The organism is Pantoea latae (assembly GCF_002077695.1).
Taxonomy (GTDB): Bacteria; Pseudomonadota; Gammaproteobacteria; order Enterobacterales; family Enterobacteriaceae; genus Pantoea; species Pantoea latae.
In genome coordinates, this window is record NZ_MWUE01000003.1 from 148,691 (window position 1) to 167,537 (window position 18,847).

The 18,847-nt window shown below is 55.0% G+C and carries 18 protein-coding genes; 7 read left to right on the forward strand and 11 right to left on the reverse strand.

The features are described from left to right. Positions 1-8: 8 nt before the first annotated feature. The 6 genes from B2J69_RS00865 to B2J69_RS00890 all read left to right on the forward strand — a co-directional run bounded on the left by B2J69_RS00865 (position 9) and on the right by B2J69_RS00890 (position 7,508). Positions 9-1,034 carry a proline racemase family protein gene (locus B2J69_RS00865; protein ID WP_081134928.1) on the forward strand — a complete coding sequence of 342 codons (1,026 nt, stop codon included), beginning with the start codon at positions 9-11 and terminating at the stop codon, positions 1,032-1,034. 53 nt (positions 1,035-1,087) lie between these two features. Further along, the gene (locus B2J69_RS00870) at positions 1,088-1,798 is read left to right on the forward strand and encodes a GntR family transcriptional regulator (protein ID WP_081134930.1); all 711 of its coding nucleotides are present in this window, start codon (positions 1,088-1,090) and stop codon (positions 1,796-1,798) included. A 113-nt stretch (positions 1,799-1,911) separates the two neighbouring features. Next, positions 1,912-2,667: an SDR family NAD(P)-dependent oxidoreductase gene (locus B2J69_RS00875; protein ID WP_081134932.1), complete on the forward strand. Its 756-nt coding sequence runs from the start codon at positions 1,912-1,914 to the stop codon at positions 2,665-2,667. A gap of 14 nt (positions 2,668-2,681) precedes the next feature. Beyond that, a complete protein-coding gene (locus B2J69_RS00880) occupies positions 2,682-3,434 on the forward strand; it encodes an SDR family NAD(P)-dependent oxidoreductase (RefSeq protein WP_081134934.1) in 753 nt (250 codons plus the stop codon). 537 nt (positions 3,435-3,971) lie between these two features. Further along, complete coding sequence (locus B2J69_RS00885) at positions 3,972-6,308, forward strand: membrane-bound PQQ-dependent dehydrogenase, glucose/quinate/shikimate family (RefSeq protein WP_407944728.1); 2,337 nt, start codon at positions 3,972-3,974, stop codon at positions 6,306-6,308. Between the two features lie 93 nt (positions 6,309-6,401). After that, entirely contained in the window at positions 6,402-7,508 is a 1,107-nt protein-coding gene (locus tag B2J69_RS00890; protein WP_330847863.1) for a flavin monoamine oxidase family protein, read from the forward strand. Positions 7,509-7,641: 133 nt separating this feature from the next. Here B2J69_RS00890 and B2J69_RS00895 read toward each other — a convergent pair whose 3' ends face one another. From B2J69_RS00895 to B2J69_RS00930, 8 genes are all read right to left on the reverse strand, one after another. Continuing rightward, positions 7,642-8,628, reverse strand: coding sequence for an amidohydrolase family protein (locus tag B2J69_RS00895; RefSeq protein ID WP_158083410.1), 987 nt, complete (start codon positions 8,626-8,628; stop codon positions 7,642-7,644). Between the two features lie 33 nt (positions 8,629-8,661). Then, positions 8,662-10,284: a phosphoenolpyruvate carboxykinase (ATP) gene (gene pckA / locus B2J69_RS00900; RefSeq protein WP_081134937.1), complete on the reverse strand. Its 1,623-nt coding sequence runs from the start codon at positions 10,282-10,284 to the stop codon at positions 8,662-8,664. Between the two features lie 99 nt (positions 10,285-10,383). Then, the gene (locus tag B2J69_RS00905) at positions 10,384-10,686 is read right to left on the reverse strand and encodes a putative quinol monooxygenase (RefSeq protein WP_081134939.1); all 303 of its coding nucleotides are present in this window, start codon (positions 10,684-10,686) and stop codon (positions 10,384-10,386) included. Positions 10,687-10,733: 47 nt separating this feature from the next. Beyond that, on the reverse strand, positions 10,734-10,925 hold the full coding sequence (locus tag B2J69_RS00910) for a tautomerase family protein (RefSeq protein ID WP_081134941.1): 192 nt from the start codon (positions 10,923-10,925) through the stop codon (positions 10,734-10,736). Positions 10,926-10,993: 68 nt separating this feature from the next. After that, positions 10,994-12,067 (reverse strand): isocitrate/isopropylmalate dehydrogenase family protein, encoded by a 1,074-nt coding sequence (locus tag B2J69_RS00915; RefSeq protein WP_081134942.1) that lies wholly within the window; start codon positions 12,065-12,067, stop codon positions 10,994-10,996. Positions 12,068-12,094: 27 nt separating this feature from the next. Continuing rightward, positions 12,095-12,508 carry a cupin domain-containing protein gene (locus B2J69_RS00920; RefSeq protein WP_081134944.1) on the reverse strand — a complete coding sequence of 138 codons (414 nt, stop codon included), beginning with the start codon at positions 12,506-12,508 and terminating at the stop codon, positions 12,095-12,097. Between the two features lie 17 nt (positions 12,509-12,525). Further along, complete coding sequence (locus B2J69_RS00925; RefSeq protein ID WP_081134947.1) at positions 12,526-13,896, reverse strand: NAD-dependent succinate-semialdehyde dehydrogenase; 1,371 nt, start codon at positions 13,894-13,896, stop codon at positions 12,526-12,528. Between the two features lie 21 nt (positions 13,897-13,917). Beyond that, the gene (locus B2J69_RS00930; protein WP_081134949.1) at positions 13,918-14,775 is read right to left on the reverse strand and encodes an amidohydrolase family protein; all 858 of its coding nucleotides are present in this window, start codon (positions 14,773-14,775) and stop codon (positions 13,918-13,920) included. A gap of 170 nt (positions 14,776-14,945) precedes the next feature. On the opposite strand from B2J69_RS00930, the gene B2J69_RS00935 reads away from it, so the two are divergent. Further along, complete coding sequence (locus B2J69_RS00935) at positions 14,946-15,815, forward strand: GntR family transcriptional regulator (RefSeq protein WP_081134951.1); 870 nt, start codon at positions 14,946-14,948, stop codon at positions 15,813-15,815. A gap of 44 nt (positions 15,816-15,859) precedes the next feature. Here B2J69_RS00935 and B2J69_RS00940 read toward each other — a convergent pair whose 3' ends face one another. The 3 genes from B2J69_RS00940 to B2J69_RS00950 form a co-directional block, all read right to left on the reverse strand. Next, positions 15,860-17,209: a 2-hydroxycarboxylate transporter family protein gene (locus tag B2J69_RS00940; RefSeq protein WP_201789468.1), complete on the reverse strand. Its 1,350-nt coding sequence runs from the start codon at positions 17,207-17,209 to the stop codon at positions 15,860-15,862. A 451-nt stretch (positions 17,210-17,660) separates the two neighbouring features. Next, positions 17,661-17,945, reverse strand: coding sequence for a tautomerase family protein (locus B2J69_RS00945; protein ID WP_143806238.1), 285 nt, complete (start codon positions 17,943-17,945; stop codon positions 17,661-17,663). Between the two features lie 158 nt (positions 17,946-18,103). After that, on the reverse strand, positions 18,104-18,844 hold the full coding sequence (locus B2J69_RS00950) for a DeoR/GlpR family DNA-binding transcription regulator (protein ID WP_081134953.1): 741 nt from the start codon (positions 18,842-18,844) through the stop codon (positions 18,104-18,106). Positions 18,845-18,847 lie beyond the last annotated feature (3 nt).

The following is an 18,847-nucleotide window of genomic DNA, read 5'->3' on the forward strand; positions in this document are numbered from 1 at the left end:
ACAACTCGATGCGCTGGAAAAAAACGTTACAGCTGATTGATGTGCACTGTGAAGGCGAGATTGGTAAGGTCATCACGGCGGGCGTACTGGATATTCCTGGCGCCACCATGCTCGACAAGATGAATTACATCAATGAGGTCGATGACAGCCTGCGGCGGCTGGTTATGCTGGAGCCGCGCGGCTGTTTACAAATGTCGGTCAACCTGTTGCTGCCGCCAACGGTGCCGGGCGCTCACGCCGGCTTTATCGTTTTGCAGGCAGACAAAGCGCATCCTATGTCCGGCAGCAACTGCATCTGCGTGGTGACTGCGCTGCTGGAGACCGGCATGGTCGCCATGCAGGAGCCGGAAACCACGGTGGTGCTCGACACGCCTGCGGGTGTGGTCACGGCGCTGGCTCACTGCTCAGAGGGTCGCTGCGTTAGCGTGTCGCTGGATATGGTGCCCGCCTTTGTCGAGCATCTCGATCGCGAATTTGATATCCCGGGCGTAGGCGGCGTAAAAGCGGATATCGCCTTTGGCGGTGTCTATTATGCCCTGATCGACGTTGAGCAAATCGGCCTGACCATCGGCCCGGACAATGCGCGCGCGCTGGCCAGTTACGGCGTCGATTTCCGCCACTACATCAATCAACAGATTAAAGTGGAACATCCGCTTCTGCCGCAAATCAACGAAATCGCTTATGTGATGTTTCGTCAGCGCGAAGCGGACAACGTATGGCGCACCTGTACTACGCTGCCGCCGGGTCGCGTGGATCGCTCGCCCTGCGGCACCGGCAGCTCAGCGAATCTTGCCACTCTGGTTGCACGAGGCGAAGTTGACACGGGCGATGAGCTGACTTCGCGCTCAACAATCAACGGCGAGTTCACTATTGAGCTGCGCGGACGAACATGGGTTGGCGACAGGCCAGCGGTCTTGCCGCGCGTCACCGGCCGAGCCTGGATATATGGTTTCCAGCAGCTGGGCGTGGATCCCGACGATCCCCTTGCCGCCGGGTTTATGCTGAGCGACACCTGGGGACCAGCATTGTCCTGACAGGTACGGACCCGCTAACATGCCCTGAAAATTTTTAGCCAGAGAAACGGATAATGACCAAAAAGAGTGAGAAAGAAGAGGGTGCGGGCCGTCGACATGGCGGACGCTATATCTATGAAGAGCTGCGCCGCCAGATCCTGACTCTGCAACTCAAACATGGCGAACAGCTGGATGAAATCTCCCTGGCGACCACCTTTGGCCTGTCGCGCTCGCCAGTACGGGATGCGATGGCGCGTCTGGTTAGCGAAGGGCTGGTCACCATTCTGCCTAACCGCACAGCCATTGTGACGCCGTTTGAAATTGAAGAATTTCCTAACTACATCACGGCGCTGGATCTGGTACAGCGTGCGGTCACGCGGCTGGCCGCACTGCACCGCAATGATGAAGATATGGTGGCTATCGAGGCGGCCAACGACGCCTATATGGAAACGGTTTATAAAGGCGACTTCAGCGCCATGACCGAGCGCAATAAAGAATTCCATCTGGCCATTGCCGCCGCGGCGCGCAACAGTTATTTGTCGAAGTACTACGACAAATTACTCTCGGAGGGGCAGCGCATACAGCATCTGCAGTTTGACTTTATGACGCGTCAGGACGCGCCTTCAAAGCTGGGGCGCGATCATGATGAGCTGATTGCCGCGATTCGATCGGGCGATGCCGATTTAGCGGATACGCGGGCGCACGAACACACGATGTTGTTTCAAAATCGCTTTCTGACGTTTATGCAGCGTAATTTATTAAAAGACATGGAGCTGAATTTATAGTCTCTGCGGCTTTGTCACGCCCGCGAACTCTTGCCGGCATCGTTGCCATCGGCAAAAACCAGCCGGGTCTTTTACAAACTTTTCATAACGAATGATGGGTAAAAGGAGTCACGATGAAGCGCTTTCACAATAAGAATGTCATTGTCACCGGCGGTGCGGGAGGAATTGGCGATGCGGTCTGTCGTCGCTTTGCGGACGAGGGGGCACAGGTATGGATCGTTGACAGCCATGCTGATGCCACCGCCGCGCTGGCAGAAAATATTTGCACCACCGGCGGGAGTGCGCAGTGGCGCGCGGTTAATCTGTCGCAGCGAGATGAGATTGCGGCGTTTGTCGCTGAACTAACCGCGCGGGAAGCGCGAATCGACGTACTGGTTAACAATGCCGGTATAAACCGACGCGGCGCGCTGCTGGAATTAAGCGATGCGGACTGGCAAGAGACCTTCACGGTTAATCTCGATGCGCTGTTTCATATGTGTCGCGCCGTGTTGCCGCAGATGATCGCGCAGGGCGGCGGCGCCATCGTGAATACGGCGTCACAGTGGGGACTCCATCCCGCGCCGGGTCATATCGCCTACAACACCTCAAAAGCCGCTGTAGCGGCGTTCACCCTGAGCCTGGCTCGCGACTACGCGCCCCACAACGTGCGGGTCAATGCGGTTTGCCCTGGCGAGGTGCGAACCCCGATGCTGGAAAGCAATCTCGCCCGTAGCGGCCGCTCGCTTGACGAACTCAACGCGCTGGTGCCGTTTGGCCGCATCGGCGAGCCGGCAGAGATCGCCGCGACTATTGCCTTTCTCGCCTCTGATGAAGCGCCTTATCTGTGCGGTTCACTGCTGGAAATCACCGGCGCGCAAGCCGTCGCCTGATACAAGGAGTAAAGATGCATTCTCTGACAGGTAAAACCGTGCTGGTGACCGGTGCGACAAAAGGCATCGGCAGTGAGATAGTCAAAGCGCTGCACGACGAGGGAGCGAATATTATCGGCCATTATGGCCGTGACAGGCTAAGCGCGGAAAAGATGCTGGCGCGCTTTCCCGAACGTCTGCAGCTGATACAGAGCGATTTAGCGCAGACAGAGGGAGCCAATCAGCTGTGGCAGCAGGCCTTAACCTTAACCGACACCCTTGATGTGCTGGTCAATAATGCTGGCATCTATGTCGCGACGCCGCTGCAGGATCCTGCCGCATGGGATAGCGGCTGGCAGCTGAATTTGCAGGTTAACCTGAAGGCGCCAGCGGATCTGTGCCGCCTGGCGATTCATCATTTCACCCAGCGCGGGGGCGGCATCATCATCAATATGGCGAGCCGCTCGTCTCACCGCGGCGACGGGCCGGAGCATCTGGCTTACGGCGCCGCGAAAGGGGGGTTGCTGGCGCTGACCAAGGGAATTGCCCGCGGATATGGTTGCCAGAATGTGCTTGCCTACGCTCTTGCGCCAGGCTGGGTGCGCACCGCGATGGCCGAAGAGCACATTGCCAGCGTGGGTGAAGAAGCCGTTACCGCTGATTTACCGCTGCGGGAGGTGACCCCGCCGTCAGACGTTGCGGCGATGATTACTTTCCTTGCCAGCGGCAAATGCCGCCATGCGACTGGATCGACCATCGACATCACCGGCGCTGACTATGTGCGTTAATCCATGATTTTACAGCCTTCTGAGCTGGGCTCAGAAGGCTCCCTGCCTCTGCATGCGCCTGTATCCAGCCGATTCCCCCTAACTCCCTGTTAATATGTGGGTAATTTTGCTACTCCCCCTGCCTGATTGCTAATGATATGTGATGCAGATCACATTTATCGTCTCATCGGTAACAATTTAAAGTTATGTAAATGCGTTTCATTGACTTTGTTAATGACAAGGATCTATTCTGCGCCCGCCATTTGTATGCATAAGTGTATGCAATAGAGCGGATAGCATTTACAGGAGGCTTCTACGCGCCATCTCTGACTAACGTAGCGTCTTAACAGGTTTATCAAGTGCCAGCCAGACAGGCTAACTTTTCCTGCTTTTAATACAGCGCGGGAGGAGACGTTATTTGCCTGAAAAGGCACAGGAACAGAGATGGGTTTTGTCGAGCCCCATGTAACGGTGAAAAAGCCTGTGATTGGGTATTTATTCTGAAGGGAAATGATTATGTACGCAGATAAGCCGGGTAAAACCGGACGGACCTGGCTCATGCTGGTGGGGATCGTGACCACGCTGGCAGGGCTCTATTTTATTGGCGGCGGAGGATGGCTGGCCTGGCTGGGGGGCAGCTGGTATTTCTTGATTGCCGGCATTCTGCTGCTGTGCAGCGGTGTTCTGATTACGCGCCGCCGCCTGGCTGGCGCGCTGATGTACGCTCTTACCCTCATCTATAGCGTTATCTGGTCACTGTGGGATGTCGGTCTGCAATTCTGGCCGCTGTTCTCACGCCTGTTCGCGCCTGCAGCGGGTGCGGTGCTGATAGCGTTCTCTGTGCCGCTGCTCACCTCAAAAGTTCGCACCCGTCGCTGGGCATGCAGCTTAGGCAGCGTGCTGGCAGTCGGTGTGATTGCCGCCTTTATCAGCTCATTCCAGCCGAAAGGCATTATTCGCAATGGCGAAGTCGCCGCAAATGACAAAACCGCGCATGACGTTGCACCGAACTCAGGCCCTAAAGACTGGCCGGCCTGGGCGGGTGATACCAAAGGTTCTCGTTTCTCCACCCTGAACGACATCACGCCGGAAAACGTCAAAGACCTTAAGGTGGCCTGGACGGCGCACACCGGCGAAGCCGTCGTACCGGATAAAGGCGACGCTGAAGATCAAAATACGCCACTGCAGGTTGGCGACAGCTTATATGTCTGTACGGCCTATACCTCTCTAATCGCCTATGACATCGATAGCGGTAAGGAAAAATGGCGCTACACGGCTGGACGCGGCAACTCAACCTACCAGCGCTGTCGCGGCACCGGCTATTTTGATGCAACGACAGCCAAAAATGTCGTTTCTCCCAATAGCGCACTGGACACCTCTGTCAGCCCGCAGCGCCTGTTCTTCCCCACTGGCGATGGCCGCCTCGTCGCTATTGACGCGCACACAGGTAAACCTGTCGCAAACTTTGGCGACAATGGCGTCGTCGATTTAAAAGCAGGCATGGGCGAAGTTAAGCCTGGCTACTATCAGCAATCGTCTGCGCCGCTGGTCGCGGGCAACCTGGTGATTGTCGGTGGCCGCGTCATTGATAACTTCGAGACCGGCGAGCCGCCGGGTGTTGTGCGCGCTTTTGATGCCGTGACCGGTAAGCTGGTATGGGCCTGGGATCCAGGTAACCCGGCGGTCACTCGCGAACCGCTTTCGCCAGAAGGTTATACGCGCGGCACGCCCAACGTCTGGGTAGGGATGTCCTACGATGCCGATCTCGGCATGGTGTATCTGCCGACCGGCAACGCGACGCCCGATTTCTTTGGCGGCGAGCGTACAGAAAATGATGACAAATACAGCTCATCTATCGTGGCCGTTAACGTCTCCACAGGCCGTCCGGTATGGCATTTCCAGACCGTACATCACGATCTGTGGGATTTCGACGTTACCGGCACGCCGCTGCTGTATGACATCAAAAACGACGACGGTTCGGTCACGCCCGCGCTGGCTGAAACCTCGAAAACGGGCATGATCTACTTGTTAGATCGCCGAACCGGTAAGCCAGTCGCGCCGATTGAAGAGCGTCCGGTACCGAAGGGTAATTTGCCAGGCGAACGCTACTCGCCTACGCAACCCTACTCATCAATGCCGGGTATTGGTAACGAAACCCTGAAAGAATCGGACATGTGGGGCGCAACGCCATTCGATCAGTTGTTGTGCCGTATTCGCTTTAAATCGAGCCGCTATGAAGGCATCTTCACCCCTCCAGGCCTGGATATGGCTCTGCAATATCCGGGTTCGCTTGGCGGAATCAACTGGGGAGGCGTGTCAGTAGATCCTACAACAAACCTGATGTTCGTAAACGATTTACGCCTGGGTCTGTACTACAAGATGGTCGCGGCCAAAGATATCCCGCCGGGACAAGGCACCAGCGAAGGGATGGGATGGATCGTCCAGAAAGGACTTCCGTTTGGCACGCTGCGTGAACGTCTGATGTCGCCGCTGGGCGTGCCTTGTCAGGCTCCGCCGTTTGGCACCCTGTCGGCGATTAACCTCAAAACCCATAAGCTTGCCTGGCAGGTGCCTGTCGGGACAGTGCAGGATACGGGGCCGCTCGGTATTCCCGTCGGATTGCAGATGCCGCTGGGTATGCCGACGCTGGGTCCTTCTCTGGCGACCCGCTCCGGCCTGCTGTTCTTTGCTGGCACGCAGGATTTCTATCTGCGCGCGTTCAACAGCCATACCGGCGTAGAGATCTGGAAATCGCGTCTGCCGGTAGGCAGTCAGAGCGGGCCGGTTACCTATCGGTCGGAAAAAACCGGTAAGCAGTACGTGGTGATTTTTGCCGGTGGTTCGCCGCACTCCTCTGAACGCGGCGATAATATCATTGCCTATAGCTTGCCATAAGCAGCTGAAATAAAGTCATAATGAGGCCGGAGCGATCCGGCCTCTTTTTTAATGGCCGCCGCCAGGTCACCTTTCTATCATATGAGGTATGCCGTGAAATATTTTCCAGTTGTAATCATTGGCGGGGGAGTTGCGGGCCTGAATGCGGCCCGACTTCTTCACCGCGCTGGCGTTGACTTTGCGCTGTTTGAGGCGCGAGACAGACTGGGTGGAAGAGTGCTGTCGGCAAATCAAGAGGGCGAGCCTGCAGAAAAAGGGTTTGATCTGGGCGCATCATGGTTTTGGCCGCGAACGCAATTGCCGCTGCGCGATCTGGTGAATGAACTGGGTCTCGAAACCTTTCCGCAATACAGCGAAGGCGACGTAATATTTCATCGCATGTCGCGGGAATTACCTCGCCGCTTTAGCGTAGCGCATGACCAGCCTGAGCCGGAAGCGTTACGCCTGGCGGGCGGGAATTATGCATTAATATCCGCACTGGCAGCGACCTTGCCCCTCTCTTCCGTTCACTGCCACACGCGGCTTTCACGGGTCGAACGGGATGGCCAACGCGTAATATCCACGCTCACACAAAAGGATGGCTCAGCGTTTCAGGTGGCCTCATCGCACCTGATTCTTGCGTTACCACCCCGCCTGATAGCGGCGCATATCGCCTTTTCTCCTTCGCCCGATCCCCGCACCCTGCAGCGCTGGAAGAAAACGCCTACCTGGATGGCGCCGCACGCGAAATTCTTTGCGGTTTATCCGCGTCCTTTCTGGCGCGAAGCGGGCTTATCTGGCTCGGCGCAAAGCATGGCTGGGCCGCTGGTCGAGATCCATGATGCCACGACTTCATCGGGCGAAGCCGCACTAATGGGCTTTATCGGCATGCCTGCCGCGCAGCGTAAAAAAGTAGGGCAGCAGGCGATCATGTCCGCCTCAACAGAGCAGTTAAAACGACTTTTCGGCGAACAGGCTTCTGCGCCTTTACAGGTTTTTATCAAAGACTGGGCAGACGATCCCTTTACCTCAACCAGTGAAGATGAAATCGGCAGCGGGCCGATTGAAGCAGGCTGTGGTGACTGGTTCGACAGCGAGTGGCGTCATGTCATTTCGCTGGCGGGCAGTGAATTTAGTCAGACAGAGCCTGGCTTTTTATCGGGTGCGGTGGCGTCTTCTTTACATGCTGTTACGGCAATGCTGAGTAAGCGCCAAAGCTGAAAAGATGAGGCTATAGTGTGGCCTACTGGTTTTCCCCGCACTACTCCTGTCTTGAGGAACGCTTTCAACCACCGGCATCCATGATGCCGGCAACACTAAGCACAGTGGAACAATAAAACCGTCCAGTGAAAAGTTATGTAGCCCAGTAGAGACGGGAAGGGTTATCCACAAAAATCGCCTGTCGAACCCTCTCAGAAGGCAGCCATAAACCGAACGCATTAAGAATAGACATGTCATCAACTGGATAGAAGTACTCAATGCCTTCTTTGGTGCGTTTTTTACCCGGGGCCGGCATGGTGTGCGGCCAGTCAGAGGCCCAGAGGAGGCGTTCAGGTTTGCGGGAAACCAGCGCGTTGATAAACGGGCCAACGTTCTGCCAGGTCGTATCTTTTGTCACCCGATAGAGGGCTGAAAGTTTGATGTAGACGTTGCCAGAATCAAGCAGGGTAAGCAGCTCGCTGAAACCCTGTTGCTGCACCCCTTCCTCTGCTTTCAGCTTGCCGAGGTGGTCAATGACGACCGGAACGGACAGCGTAGTGATTGTGGCGCTCAACGCGGCGATGTCATGCAGAGTGGTATAAATCTGCAGGTGCCAGCCCAGGGCGCTGATCTTATCCGCCATTTTCTTCAAGTAGCTGCCGCTCTCTTCGGCGCTGAGTTTACCCCCAGCGCGCGCCTCCATATTCAGACGCAAACCGCGCACACCCTGTTCGTGCAGCTTCTTTAGCGCCTCAGAAGAAATATCATCATCAACCACGGCCACACCACGCGCCCTTTTCTGACCGAGAACATTAACTGCATTGAGCATGCAACGGTTATCCGTGCCATATGGACTCGGCTGAATCAGCACGACACGATCCATGTGCAGCGCTTTAAGATGATGCTCCAGATCGCTGATGGAAGCATGGTCGGGTGTATAAACCCTTTCTTCCGCATAGGGGAAGTGTTCAGGATCAAACACATGCACATGGCAGTCACAGCTGCATGATGGCGGGATAAACGTAAGCTTAGTGGCAAAATTGTCAGATGAAATAGCCGCAGCCCAGCTCAGTTTTGCCTTGACGCCTGCAGCTACGCCGACCAGCGGCAGGGTTTTTAACAGAGAACGACGCGAGATCATGTGCATCTCCTTCACAGGTACGGAGTAAGTTTTTTAGTTATTTAACGGCCCCACCGCTGTGAGGGCCTGGCCCTCTGCAGTGTCGGTGAACGTCTCAAAATTGGTGACAAACTTGTCAGCAAGGAACAAGGCTTTATCCCGCCAGTGCTGTTCGCTCTCCCAGGATGCTCTTGGGTCAAGGATTTCTGCTGAAAGGGCCTTGAGTCCATGCGGTACGGCAAGGTTAAAAACGGGTAACGTAAAGGTCTCTGCGTTATCCGCTTCACCGCGTAGAATCGCGTTAATGATGGCGCGGGTATCTTTAATCGAAATACGCTTGCCCTGACCATTCCAGCCGGTGTTCACCAGATAGGCCTTAGCCCCAGCTGCCTTCATGCGTTTTACCAACACTTCGGCGTAGCGCACCGGATGCAGGCTCAGAAACGCGGCGCCAAAACAGGCGGAGAAGGTTGGGGTGGGTTCATTTACGCCGCGTTCAGTTCCGGCCAGCCTGGCGGTATAGCCGGAAAGAAAATGGTATTGCGCCTGTTCGTCAGTCAACACAGAAACAGGCGGCAGTACCCCATAGGCGTCAGCGGTCAGGAAAATGATTTTACGGGCATGGCCAGCCCTGGATGCGGGCTTAACGATGTTCTCGATATGATTTATGGGATAGGTTACGCGGGTATTTTCAGTTTTAGACGCATCGTTAAAATCAATGCTGCCATCTTCTCGTACCACCACGTTTTCCAGCAGCGCATTGCGGCGAATCGCCTGATAAATTTCAGGTTCTGCCTGCGGATTGAGATGGATAGTTTTGGCGTAGCAGCCGCCTTCAAAATTGAAGACGCCATCATTATCCCAGCCGTGCTCATCATCGCCAATCAGTTGCCGGGCAGGATCGGTCGATAGCGTGGTTTTCCCGGTTCCGGAGAGGCCAAAGAACAGCGCCACGTCGCCCGCCTGGCCGACATTGGCAGAGCAGTGCATTGAGGCAATATCCTGCTGAGGAAGCAGGTAGTTCATGACCGAGAACAGGCCTTTTTTCATCTCGCCGCCGTACCAGGTGCCGCCAATAAGCTGGATTTTTTCTGTCAGGTTAAAGGCAATGAAGTTTTCCGAGTTAAGGCCCTGAGCCTGCCAGTCTGGATTGGTACATTTGGCGCCGTTCATCACAATGAAATCAGGCGTGAATTTTTCAAGTTCACTCGCAGCCGGCGCAATAAACATGTTTTTCACGAAGTGAGCCTGCCAGGCGACTTCGGTAACAAAACGCACGGCGAGGCGCGTGTCGGCATTGGCGCCGCACCAGGCGTCAACAATAAACAGGCGCTTGCCAGAAAGCTGATGACACACCAGCGATTTAAGATGTTCCCAGATCGCTGGTGAAAGAGGATGGTTGTCGTTTTTTCCTGTGCCTTGATCCGACCACCAGACAGTGTCCCGCGTGATGTCGTCACGCACAATGTACTTATCTTTCGGCGAGCGGCCGGTAAATTCGCCGGTATCCACGGCGACAGCGCCCGAGCGGGTGACCACACCTTTTTCATAGCCGGTAAAATCGGCGCGCGTCTCTTCAGTAAACAGAGTGGCGTAATCAGGGTTGTAAATAATGTCAGCGGAGGGGGTAATACCATAAGCCGCCAACTGCTGGCGTAAACGAGAATGCGTGGTCATCTGCAGGCTCCGGAAAAGTGTGGTGAGCGTTCAGTGAGCATGAGCAAGCCATTGGCGGTGAAGCCAATAGTTTGCGTTTTAATAAACGAGCAGGTCAGGTCAGATGTCTTTCAAAATGCGGATAGTTCGTTCCTGAATAAAATCCTTCACTTTTTCAGCGTAATTTTTCATGTGTGCTGCGGCTGCGTGCTCCTTCAGACAGGTTTCATCACGCCACTTTTCAATAATAACCAGCGTGTCGCAACCGAAGCCGGTAGCGGCTTCAGCTGACAGATCAACCACCGGACGATATTCGATGCAGCCTTCTTCCGCGACAACCGCTGGAATATTTTCCTGAACGCGGGCAATAATTTTATCCCGCATGCCAGGTCTGGCGGTAATTATCGCAATGACATGGATCATTCTTTGTTCCTTATAAAAAAGCGGGCAGCAGCGCCCGCTTCTCGGTTTTACTTGTTGCGTTCGCTGTAAAGCACACCGCCACGCGTCTTATCTGCCGCTTTGGTTTCAACGATGGACACGACGACACGATCTTTATCAACCCCAAAACTCTCAACGACCGCTTCGGTGATTTTTACCATCAGCCTTTTCTTTTGTTCGGCAGAACGGCCTTCTACCGCATACACCACAATCTCTGGCATGTTTATCTCTCACCTTTTGCGTTAATCAGGTGGACGTCCCTGTCCGCGGCCCACATTCTGACCGTCAACTACTGGCTGCGAATCTGCTCGATAACCGCCGTGGTGTAAGCGCTGGTGCCTGTGCTACCGCCCAAATCAACGGTGCGGTGCGCTGGCTCAGCCAGCACTTTTTCAATCGCGTTGTGAATGGTTGCACCCGCTTCTGTCCACAAAGGCAACGCTTTCTTCTCGCCAATCCATTCCAGCAGCATGGCTACCGACAGGATCATAGAGGTCGGGTTCGCTTTATCCTGGTTCTGGATGTCAGGTGCTGAACCGTGTTGCGCCTGAGCACAGCACTGATGATCACCTGCCATGACCGAACCGGCCAGGCCCAGACTGCCCGACAGTTCGCTTGCAAGATCAGAGAGAATGTCACCGTAGAAATTGGTGGCGACCAGTACGTCGAAACGCTCGGGATTACGCACCAGGTGCGCTGTAGAAGCATCGACCAGCAGGTCGTCCAGCTGCACGTCCGGAAAGTCTTTTGCCACGGTGCGCACGGCCTCGAGGAATAGCCCGTCGGTCATATGGAAACTGTTGGCTTTATGAATAGCGGTAACTTTTTTGCGGCGCTTGGCTGCCAGTTCGAACGCACGGCGGGCGATACGCTCAGAACAGTGACGGGTAATTTTACGCGTAGAAAGCGCCATGTCCGGGCTCGGCATCACTTCACCCCAGCCACGGGCCATGTTGCGATCGGGATAAAAGCCTTCCGTCGCTTCACGCATGATCACCAGGTCCATGGTTTTGCCTTCACGTAGGTTACTGGTGATATAAGGACGGGTGCGTGCCGGACGCACGTTGGCGTAAAGATCCAGACCTACGCGAAATGCACCTGAAACGTTGATGCCGCCTTTATCTGGCCTGGGGTAATCGGCGTGAGAAATGGTGCCCAGCAAAATGCCTTCGTAGGTGCGCGCGTTTTCCAGCAGCTCAGGACGCAGCGTTGTGCCATATTTCTCCAGGCTGGCGAAGCCGATCTCCTGATAATCATACTCAATGCCTAAACCGTGCTTCTGGTCGACTGCTTTCAGTACCGCGACGGCTGATTCAATGATTTCAGGGCCGATACCGTCGCCTGGCAGAACGAGAAATTTCATGATTGTTCCTTACGTTAATCTGATTAATTAGCTTTTATGCTCTGCCGCAATCGGCCGCGTCTCGCCCGTTTCAACCAGCGTACGATTAGCATCGGGTGAACCGTACACCCACATAATCTTCATCGGCTCCGTTTCCGAGGCGTTGCGAAAGCGATGCGGAACGCCTGCCGGGATGAAGGTGACATCCTGAGGCTGGATCGCAAACTCCTGCCCGTCGATGTCAAAAATTGCGTTGCCCTCAACCAGCAGCACGCTCTCTTCACAGTTATGGAAATGGAACGGAATTTTCGCGCCGCCCGCAAATTCGGTATAACCGGTAATAAAGGCGCTGGCGCCCATCCCTGCCGTCACCAGAGGCGTTGTGCTGGCGCCGCCGCCACGGTCATGTTTTTTTATATCTGCCGGATGCAGCAGATATGAATTCGATTCTGTTTTAATCATGCTCAGAGTCCTCTTTTTTACTTAGCGGGTCCGATCCACACCGTTTTGACGTTGGTAAACTCGCGGATGCCCAGTTCGCCCAGCTCACGACCATAGCCAGACTGCTTGATTCCGCCAAACGGCAGGCGCGGATCGGAAGCGACAAGCCCGTTAACAAAGACGGCGCCGGCTTCAATGCGGCGGGCGACGCGGTAGCCGTTTTCGACATCGCCGGTCCAGACAGCCGCACCCAGTCCGAACTCGGTGTTGTTGGCCACGGCAATCGCTTCTTCCTCAGACTGCACGCGAATAATGGCGGCCACCGGGCCAAAGGTTTCCTCGATAGCGGCAGTCATCTGCGGCGTAACGTTATCCAGCACCGTTGGCAGGTAGTAATAGCCTTCGCTATCGACAGCGCGACCGCCGGTAACCAGCGTTGCCCCTTCCTGAACGCTGCGCTCAACCTGTGCGTGCAGCGCATCGCGCAGATTTTCGCGTGCCATCGGGCCAATAGTGTTATTTCGATCGGTTGGACTACCGGTTTTCAGCTGGTTGACGCCTTCGACAAACAGCCCAACGAACTTATCTGCAACGGTTGCGTCCACGATGAAGCGCTTGGATGAGATGCAGCTCTGCCCGGTGTTAGAAAAGCGCGCTTTTACCGCCATTTTTGCGGCCAGTTCGACATCGGCATCAGCCAGAACGAGGAAGGGATCGGAACCGCCCAGCTCAAGAACCTGTTTTTTCATCAGGCTGGCCGCCTGGGAAGCGACAATTTTGCCAACCTCCGTTGAACCTGTCAGCGTAACGGCTGCCACACGCTTATCTGCCAGTACGCCCGCCACATCGGACGCGTTGATCAGCAGCGTCGACACCAGGCCTTCTGGCGTCCCGGCTTCGCGAAACAGTTCCTCAAGCTGAATGGCACAGGCGGCAACATTGTTAGCATGTTTAAGCAGGGCGCCGTTACCGGCAGCGAGTGCAGGCGCGGCGAAGCGAATGAACTGCCAGAACGGATAGTTCCACGGCATGATGGCCAATACAACACCCAACGGATCGTAAACGATGCGGCTGTCAGTGGCATTGCTCGACACCTGTGTGTCGCCTAAAAATTTCCCCGCGCTTTCTGCATAGAACTCGCAGGTCACTGCGCATTTCTCAACTTCTGCTTCGGCTTCGGCAATAGGCTTGCCCATCTCTTCGGTGATGGTTGCCGCATAACGAGCTTTGTGACGACGCAGCACTTCAGCCACGTTGTTCAGCAGGGTCACGCGCTCAGAAACCGGCTTCTTACCCCAGGATTTCTGCGCGTCGTATGCGCCGGCAATGCGTTTCTCTACGTCCGCAGATGAGTGCAGTGGATACTCAGCAATCGGGCGACCAGTAGCGGGATTAACAGTAACAATCATGATTCGGCCTTCTTTTCAGTTTCAGAAATCGTAAAGCGCGTAGGCGTTGGTAGTCAGAATGCGGCGGAACAGGTCGTCGTTATCGATCCAGCAGGCAAGGCGATGGAGATCCTGACGATCGTCAACGGCAGCAAAAGGTTCAATATCGCAAATCGAGCCGCTGCGGCGGCCATGGCCGCCCGTGTGAGGCCAGTCTGATGCCCAGATAAGACGGTCGGGCGCAGCGCTGATAAAGCGCTTAACCACGCCTGACAGATCGGCATAACCGGAAGCAGCAGATACACGCCCTGGCGCTGAGAGTTTTATCCAGATGTCAGAGCGATGAAGCAGTGCCGAAATCTGATCGGCCAGCGCGGCGCCCCCGGCAAAGTGATCCAGAACAACGGGAACCTTGCTGTCGCGAATGACTGGCAGCAGCAGGGCTAACTGAGTGGGACTGGCGAAAATCTGCATATGCCATCCCAGCGGGCCGATGCGTTCTGCCGCTCTTTCCATTTCAGCGCGGATGCGGGCGATATCCCCCTGGCCTGAAACGGAAAGGTTCAGGCGAATGCCGCGGACCCCTTTCAGGTGCAGTGCACGCAGCTCTTCATCGGTGACGTGGTCGACATTAATAACGGCGACGCCCCGGGCTCGTTCCGCGCCTAAAACCGTCAGGCCATGCAGGAGCGCCCGGTTATCGGTACCATAGCAGCTGGGTTGCACCAGCACGTTGTGCGTCACGCCCAACATTTCGTTATGAGCCGCTAAGTCAATCACTGTTGCAGAGGCTGGCGTGTAGCGACGGTCGCTGGAATAGGAAAAGATATCGGGCATAAAAAGATGAACGTGGCTGTCGCACGCGCCATAGATATTTTCCGATAAAAATGCTGCTGACATAGCCACCTCATTGGTATCTTGTTTATTCAAAATACCATAAAGTAGGTGTGAAACAATTGTTGTGGTATTTTTTTGTTATCAGAGTCACATTTGCGGGCTGGCTAGAAATTTACGGGTTTAACTCTCTCGGGTTAAAGTTAGGTTTTGGTTTTTTTACAGGGTGAGTCGTGATGCCCCAGACGCTGTCAGCGCAGTTGGTTCAAAGCATTATTCAGTACATTAATAACCAGTCACTTGTTGTCGGCGCGCGTCTCCCTGAGCGCGCGCTGGCTGAGCATCTGCGGGTTTCCCGCTCACCCGTCCGCACCGCTCTGGCAAAGATGGCGGATAAAAAGCTGATTAGCCGCCATCCGGAAGGGGGCTATGTGGTGGCGGAAGGTGCGCTTTCCTGTTCGCCTTTTACCGAGCCGGTGAAAAGCAGTGCGGATGAAATCTATTTCAAAATTGCTAATGACAGGCTGAACGGTGAATTGCCAGAAAAGGTCACTGAGAATGAAATGATGCGCCGCTACGGCATTACTCGTAGCCTGCTCAGTGATATCCTGCTGCGCATTCATCATGAAGGCTGGATCGAACGGCTGCCCGGTCATGGCTGGATGTTTGCAGAGTCGATGTCATCCGGTGGGGCCTATAACGAAAGCTATCGTTTCAGGAAAATCATCGAGCCCGCCGGAATTCTTGAACCCACTTTCAAACTCGACAGGGCCAGCATTCTTCAGTGTCACGAAGAGCAGGAGTGGCTATGCAACGGTGCCATTTTCTCTGTTACGCCGGCCCAAATATTTGATGCTAATACCCGACTGCATGAAGCCATTGCTGCCTGTTCAGGCAACATGTTTATCCTTGACTCATTACGGCGTTTAAACCGCGTGCGTCGCCTGATGGAGTATACGAAAGCGGTGGACCGCGATCAGGCCTTGCGCCGGTGTAAAGAGCATCTGATCTTGATCGGATTGCTACTTGAAAATGACAGAGAGGCAGCTTCCGACTACATGCGTATGCACCTTTCAGATGCTTCTCGTGAGAAACAGGCTAAATAAAAAGCCCGGACAGGGTCCGGGCTTTTTTGATAGAGGCTGAATGTTCAATACATCAGATGCATCAGGATCAGGGCGATCGCCACGGTGATGCCTCCGCCGATACGCGTAGCAATCTGCGCGAACGGCATAAGGCGCATGCGGTTACTCGCGGTCAAAATAGCGATATCGCCTGCGCCGCCCATCCCGCTGTGGGTACTGGTAACAATTGCCGCTTCAACAGGATAGAGGTTGACGAATCGAGCAGTAAAAAAGCCGCCTGTTACCATTGCCAGCACCGTTGCCACGATGGTTATCAGGTTTGCCGGCGCGAAGCCCGCAATCAGACTTTCCCACGGCGTGAGAACCAGGCTGAAGGTGAACAAAATCGGGAAGGCCATTGCCGTCAGCGCAAACTTGTAAACCACCGCCGAGCCCGCCTGAATGCGCGGCGAAATCAGATGGCACAGCATCAGCAACACCGCCAGAAACAGCATCACGACAGGCGCAGGCCACTTCATCAGGTCATGCATTAACACGCCGACCAAATAGAGCATGACCGCCACGATGGCAGCGGCTGCAACGGCGCGAATATCACAGCCTTTCTCTGCTTTTGGCTGTTTGCCCAGCAGATCCTCAGCGCCAGGCTGCAGTACACCGTTACCGCTCAGATGGGGCAGCCGATTTCCCAGATTTGCCAGCAGGCCGGCAAGAATAACCGCCGTCAGGTTGCCGACCATGATGGCAGGCATCACTTTCGCCAGCATTTCCCCCTGGTCATGCCCCAGAATTTGCGAATATCCAATTGTCAGTGGGATCGCACCTTCACCGACACCACCAGCCATAATAGGCACCACGATATAGAAAAATGTTTGGTGTAGGTCAATACCCATCAGCACGCCAACGCCGGTCCCGACAATGCCTGCACAGACTGTGCCTGCAGCAAGCGGAGCAAAGATTTTCAGAAAGCCTTTAATCAGCAATGAGCGATCCATACTCAGGATCGAACCGACAATGACAGCGGCAATGAACAGGTTGAGAATTTTACTGGTTTTAAAGAATTCACCTACGCTGTCGGTCATTGGCTGCGGGATCCAGCCCAGATAACCTAAAAGAGAGGGCACAAAGGTCACCAACACCGCACCGCCGCCAATATTTCTTAATAAAGGCAGGCGATTACCTATCTCACCCAGGGTAAAGGCAAATGTAGCCGCAATGGCAATAACCATTGCCAGTTCTTTGGTTATGCCGTTGATAGCCGTAAAGCTGATCATCAGAATAATCATGAGGATGTAGACCGGTAATGGAATGATACCAATATCGAAGTCCATAAGTTTCCACCAGGTTTTTACCCAGCCCGGCTGATTCTCTATGCCTTTTTCTGCGCCTTTATCTTTGGTTTCAGTGATGTTGACCATCGTCTTTCTCTGCGTTGATTCCAGACCTGGTGTTACGTCTGGATGAGTAAGAGGTAGGGAAATACCCAGGGAGTCATTTACGAATTTTTAACATGAGCAACATCAATCTAACTTCTGACGGTTCTTTAGATCAACAAAATACCATTAAGGCTAACACCTATTTTCTTTAGATGTGATCAGCCCCACACATCATGTTCAGCGTTCTAATTCCCTGTATTTGGCAGGATTAATAAGTGATAAATCGCGAAGTAGGCTGGTTGACTGGACAGCGCAAGTGGCATCAGGCTTAGCCGCTGACGGACAGTAAATTCAGTAAGAAAACGTCTGGCTTTCTATCAGGTGCGGTGGCGTCCTCTTTGCATGCTGTTACGGCGATGCTGAGTAAGCGCCAGAGCTAAAAAATGAGGCTATATACAGCCTCATTGTCATTGAGCTGGGGCAGCGCTTATCGCTACTTCCCACGCTCACTATAAAGCACGCCGCCGCGTGCTTTATCGCTGGCTTTGGTCTCGACGATCGACACCACCACGCGATCGCGCTCTACGCCGAAACTCTCTACCACGGCCTCGGTGATCTTCACCATCAGGGTTTTCTTCTGCTCGGCAGAACGGCCTTCTACCGCATAGACCACAATCTCAGGCATGCTCTTCTCCTCTTTCTTTGATAATGTGCTCCGCCGCGATCGGTCGCGTTTCGCCGGTTTCCACCAGCGTACGGGTAGCCTCCGGTGAACCATAATTCCACATAATTTTCATCGTCTCGATGGCAGACGCATTTCTGAACCGAAGGTGCAGGCGCCGCCGCGCTCGTGTGGCTGAATATCGGCCGGATGAAGCAGCCAGGAACCGGATGCGGTATGCGTCATGCGTTCTCTCCTCGTCGTGTAAGCCTGAGTCAGTCCCGCAGCGGATGCAGCTTCAGCGGATCGACGCGCCCCTGAAGCAGCCTTTCCGCCGCGGTAAAATTGGTGATCACCACGTCTGCGATGCTGAGGCTGTAAAGGTTGAACAGGCCGCTTTGATCGTAGCGGCGGCTGTCTGCCAGCACTACCGTGCGGCGCGACGCCGCGGCCAGCGCGCGATACCAGCGCTGACGATGCTCGTCATGATGCCAGACGCCGCGCTCGCTCCAACTCATCGGCGACAGATAAAGCAGCTCGAAGCTCAGTGAACTGAGCGACTCCAGCGCCAGCGACTTATAGCAGCTATGGTCGCTGCGACTGAGTTCGCCGCCAGTGAAAAAAAGCTGCGCGGGCGTGTCACGCAGGATATCGCCCGCGATCAGGAAGTCGTTGGTCACCGCCGTCATCTCCGCCGTCCAGGGGATCTGCTGCGCCAGCTGGCGACACAGCGCGCCGCTATCGAGGAAAATCACGCGACTCTCTTTAAGATAGCTCAGCGCCGCGCGCAGCAGCGAACGGCTCTCCGCCACGCCCTCGCGGCTGCGCGCGACGGAAGCGAGTGACTTGACCCCACCGCGCACGGCGATCAGCGCGCCAGAGGCGGAAAGCTCGGCGACGTCCCGGCGAATGGTCATCACCGAGACGCGCAGCCGATCCGCCAGCGCCGCAAGGCTAAGACAGGATTCGTCGGCCAGCGCGTCGAGAATATGTTGATGTCGTTCAGCTGGGATCATGGC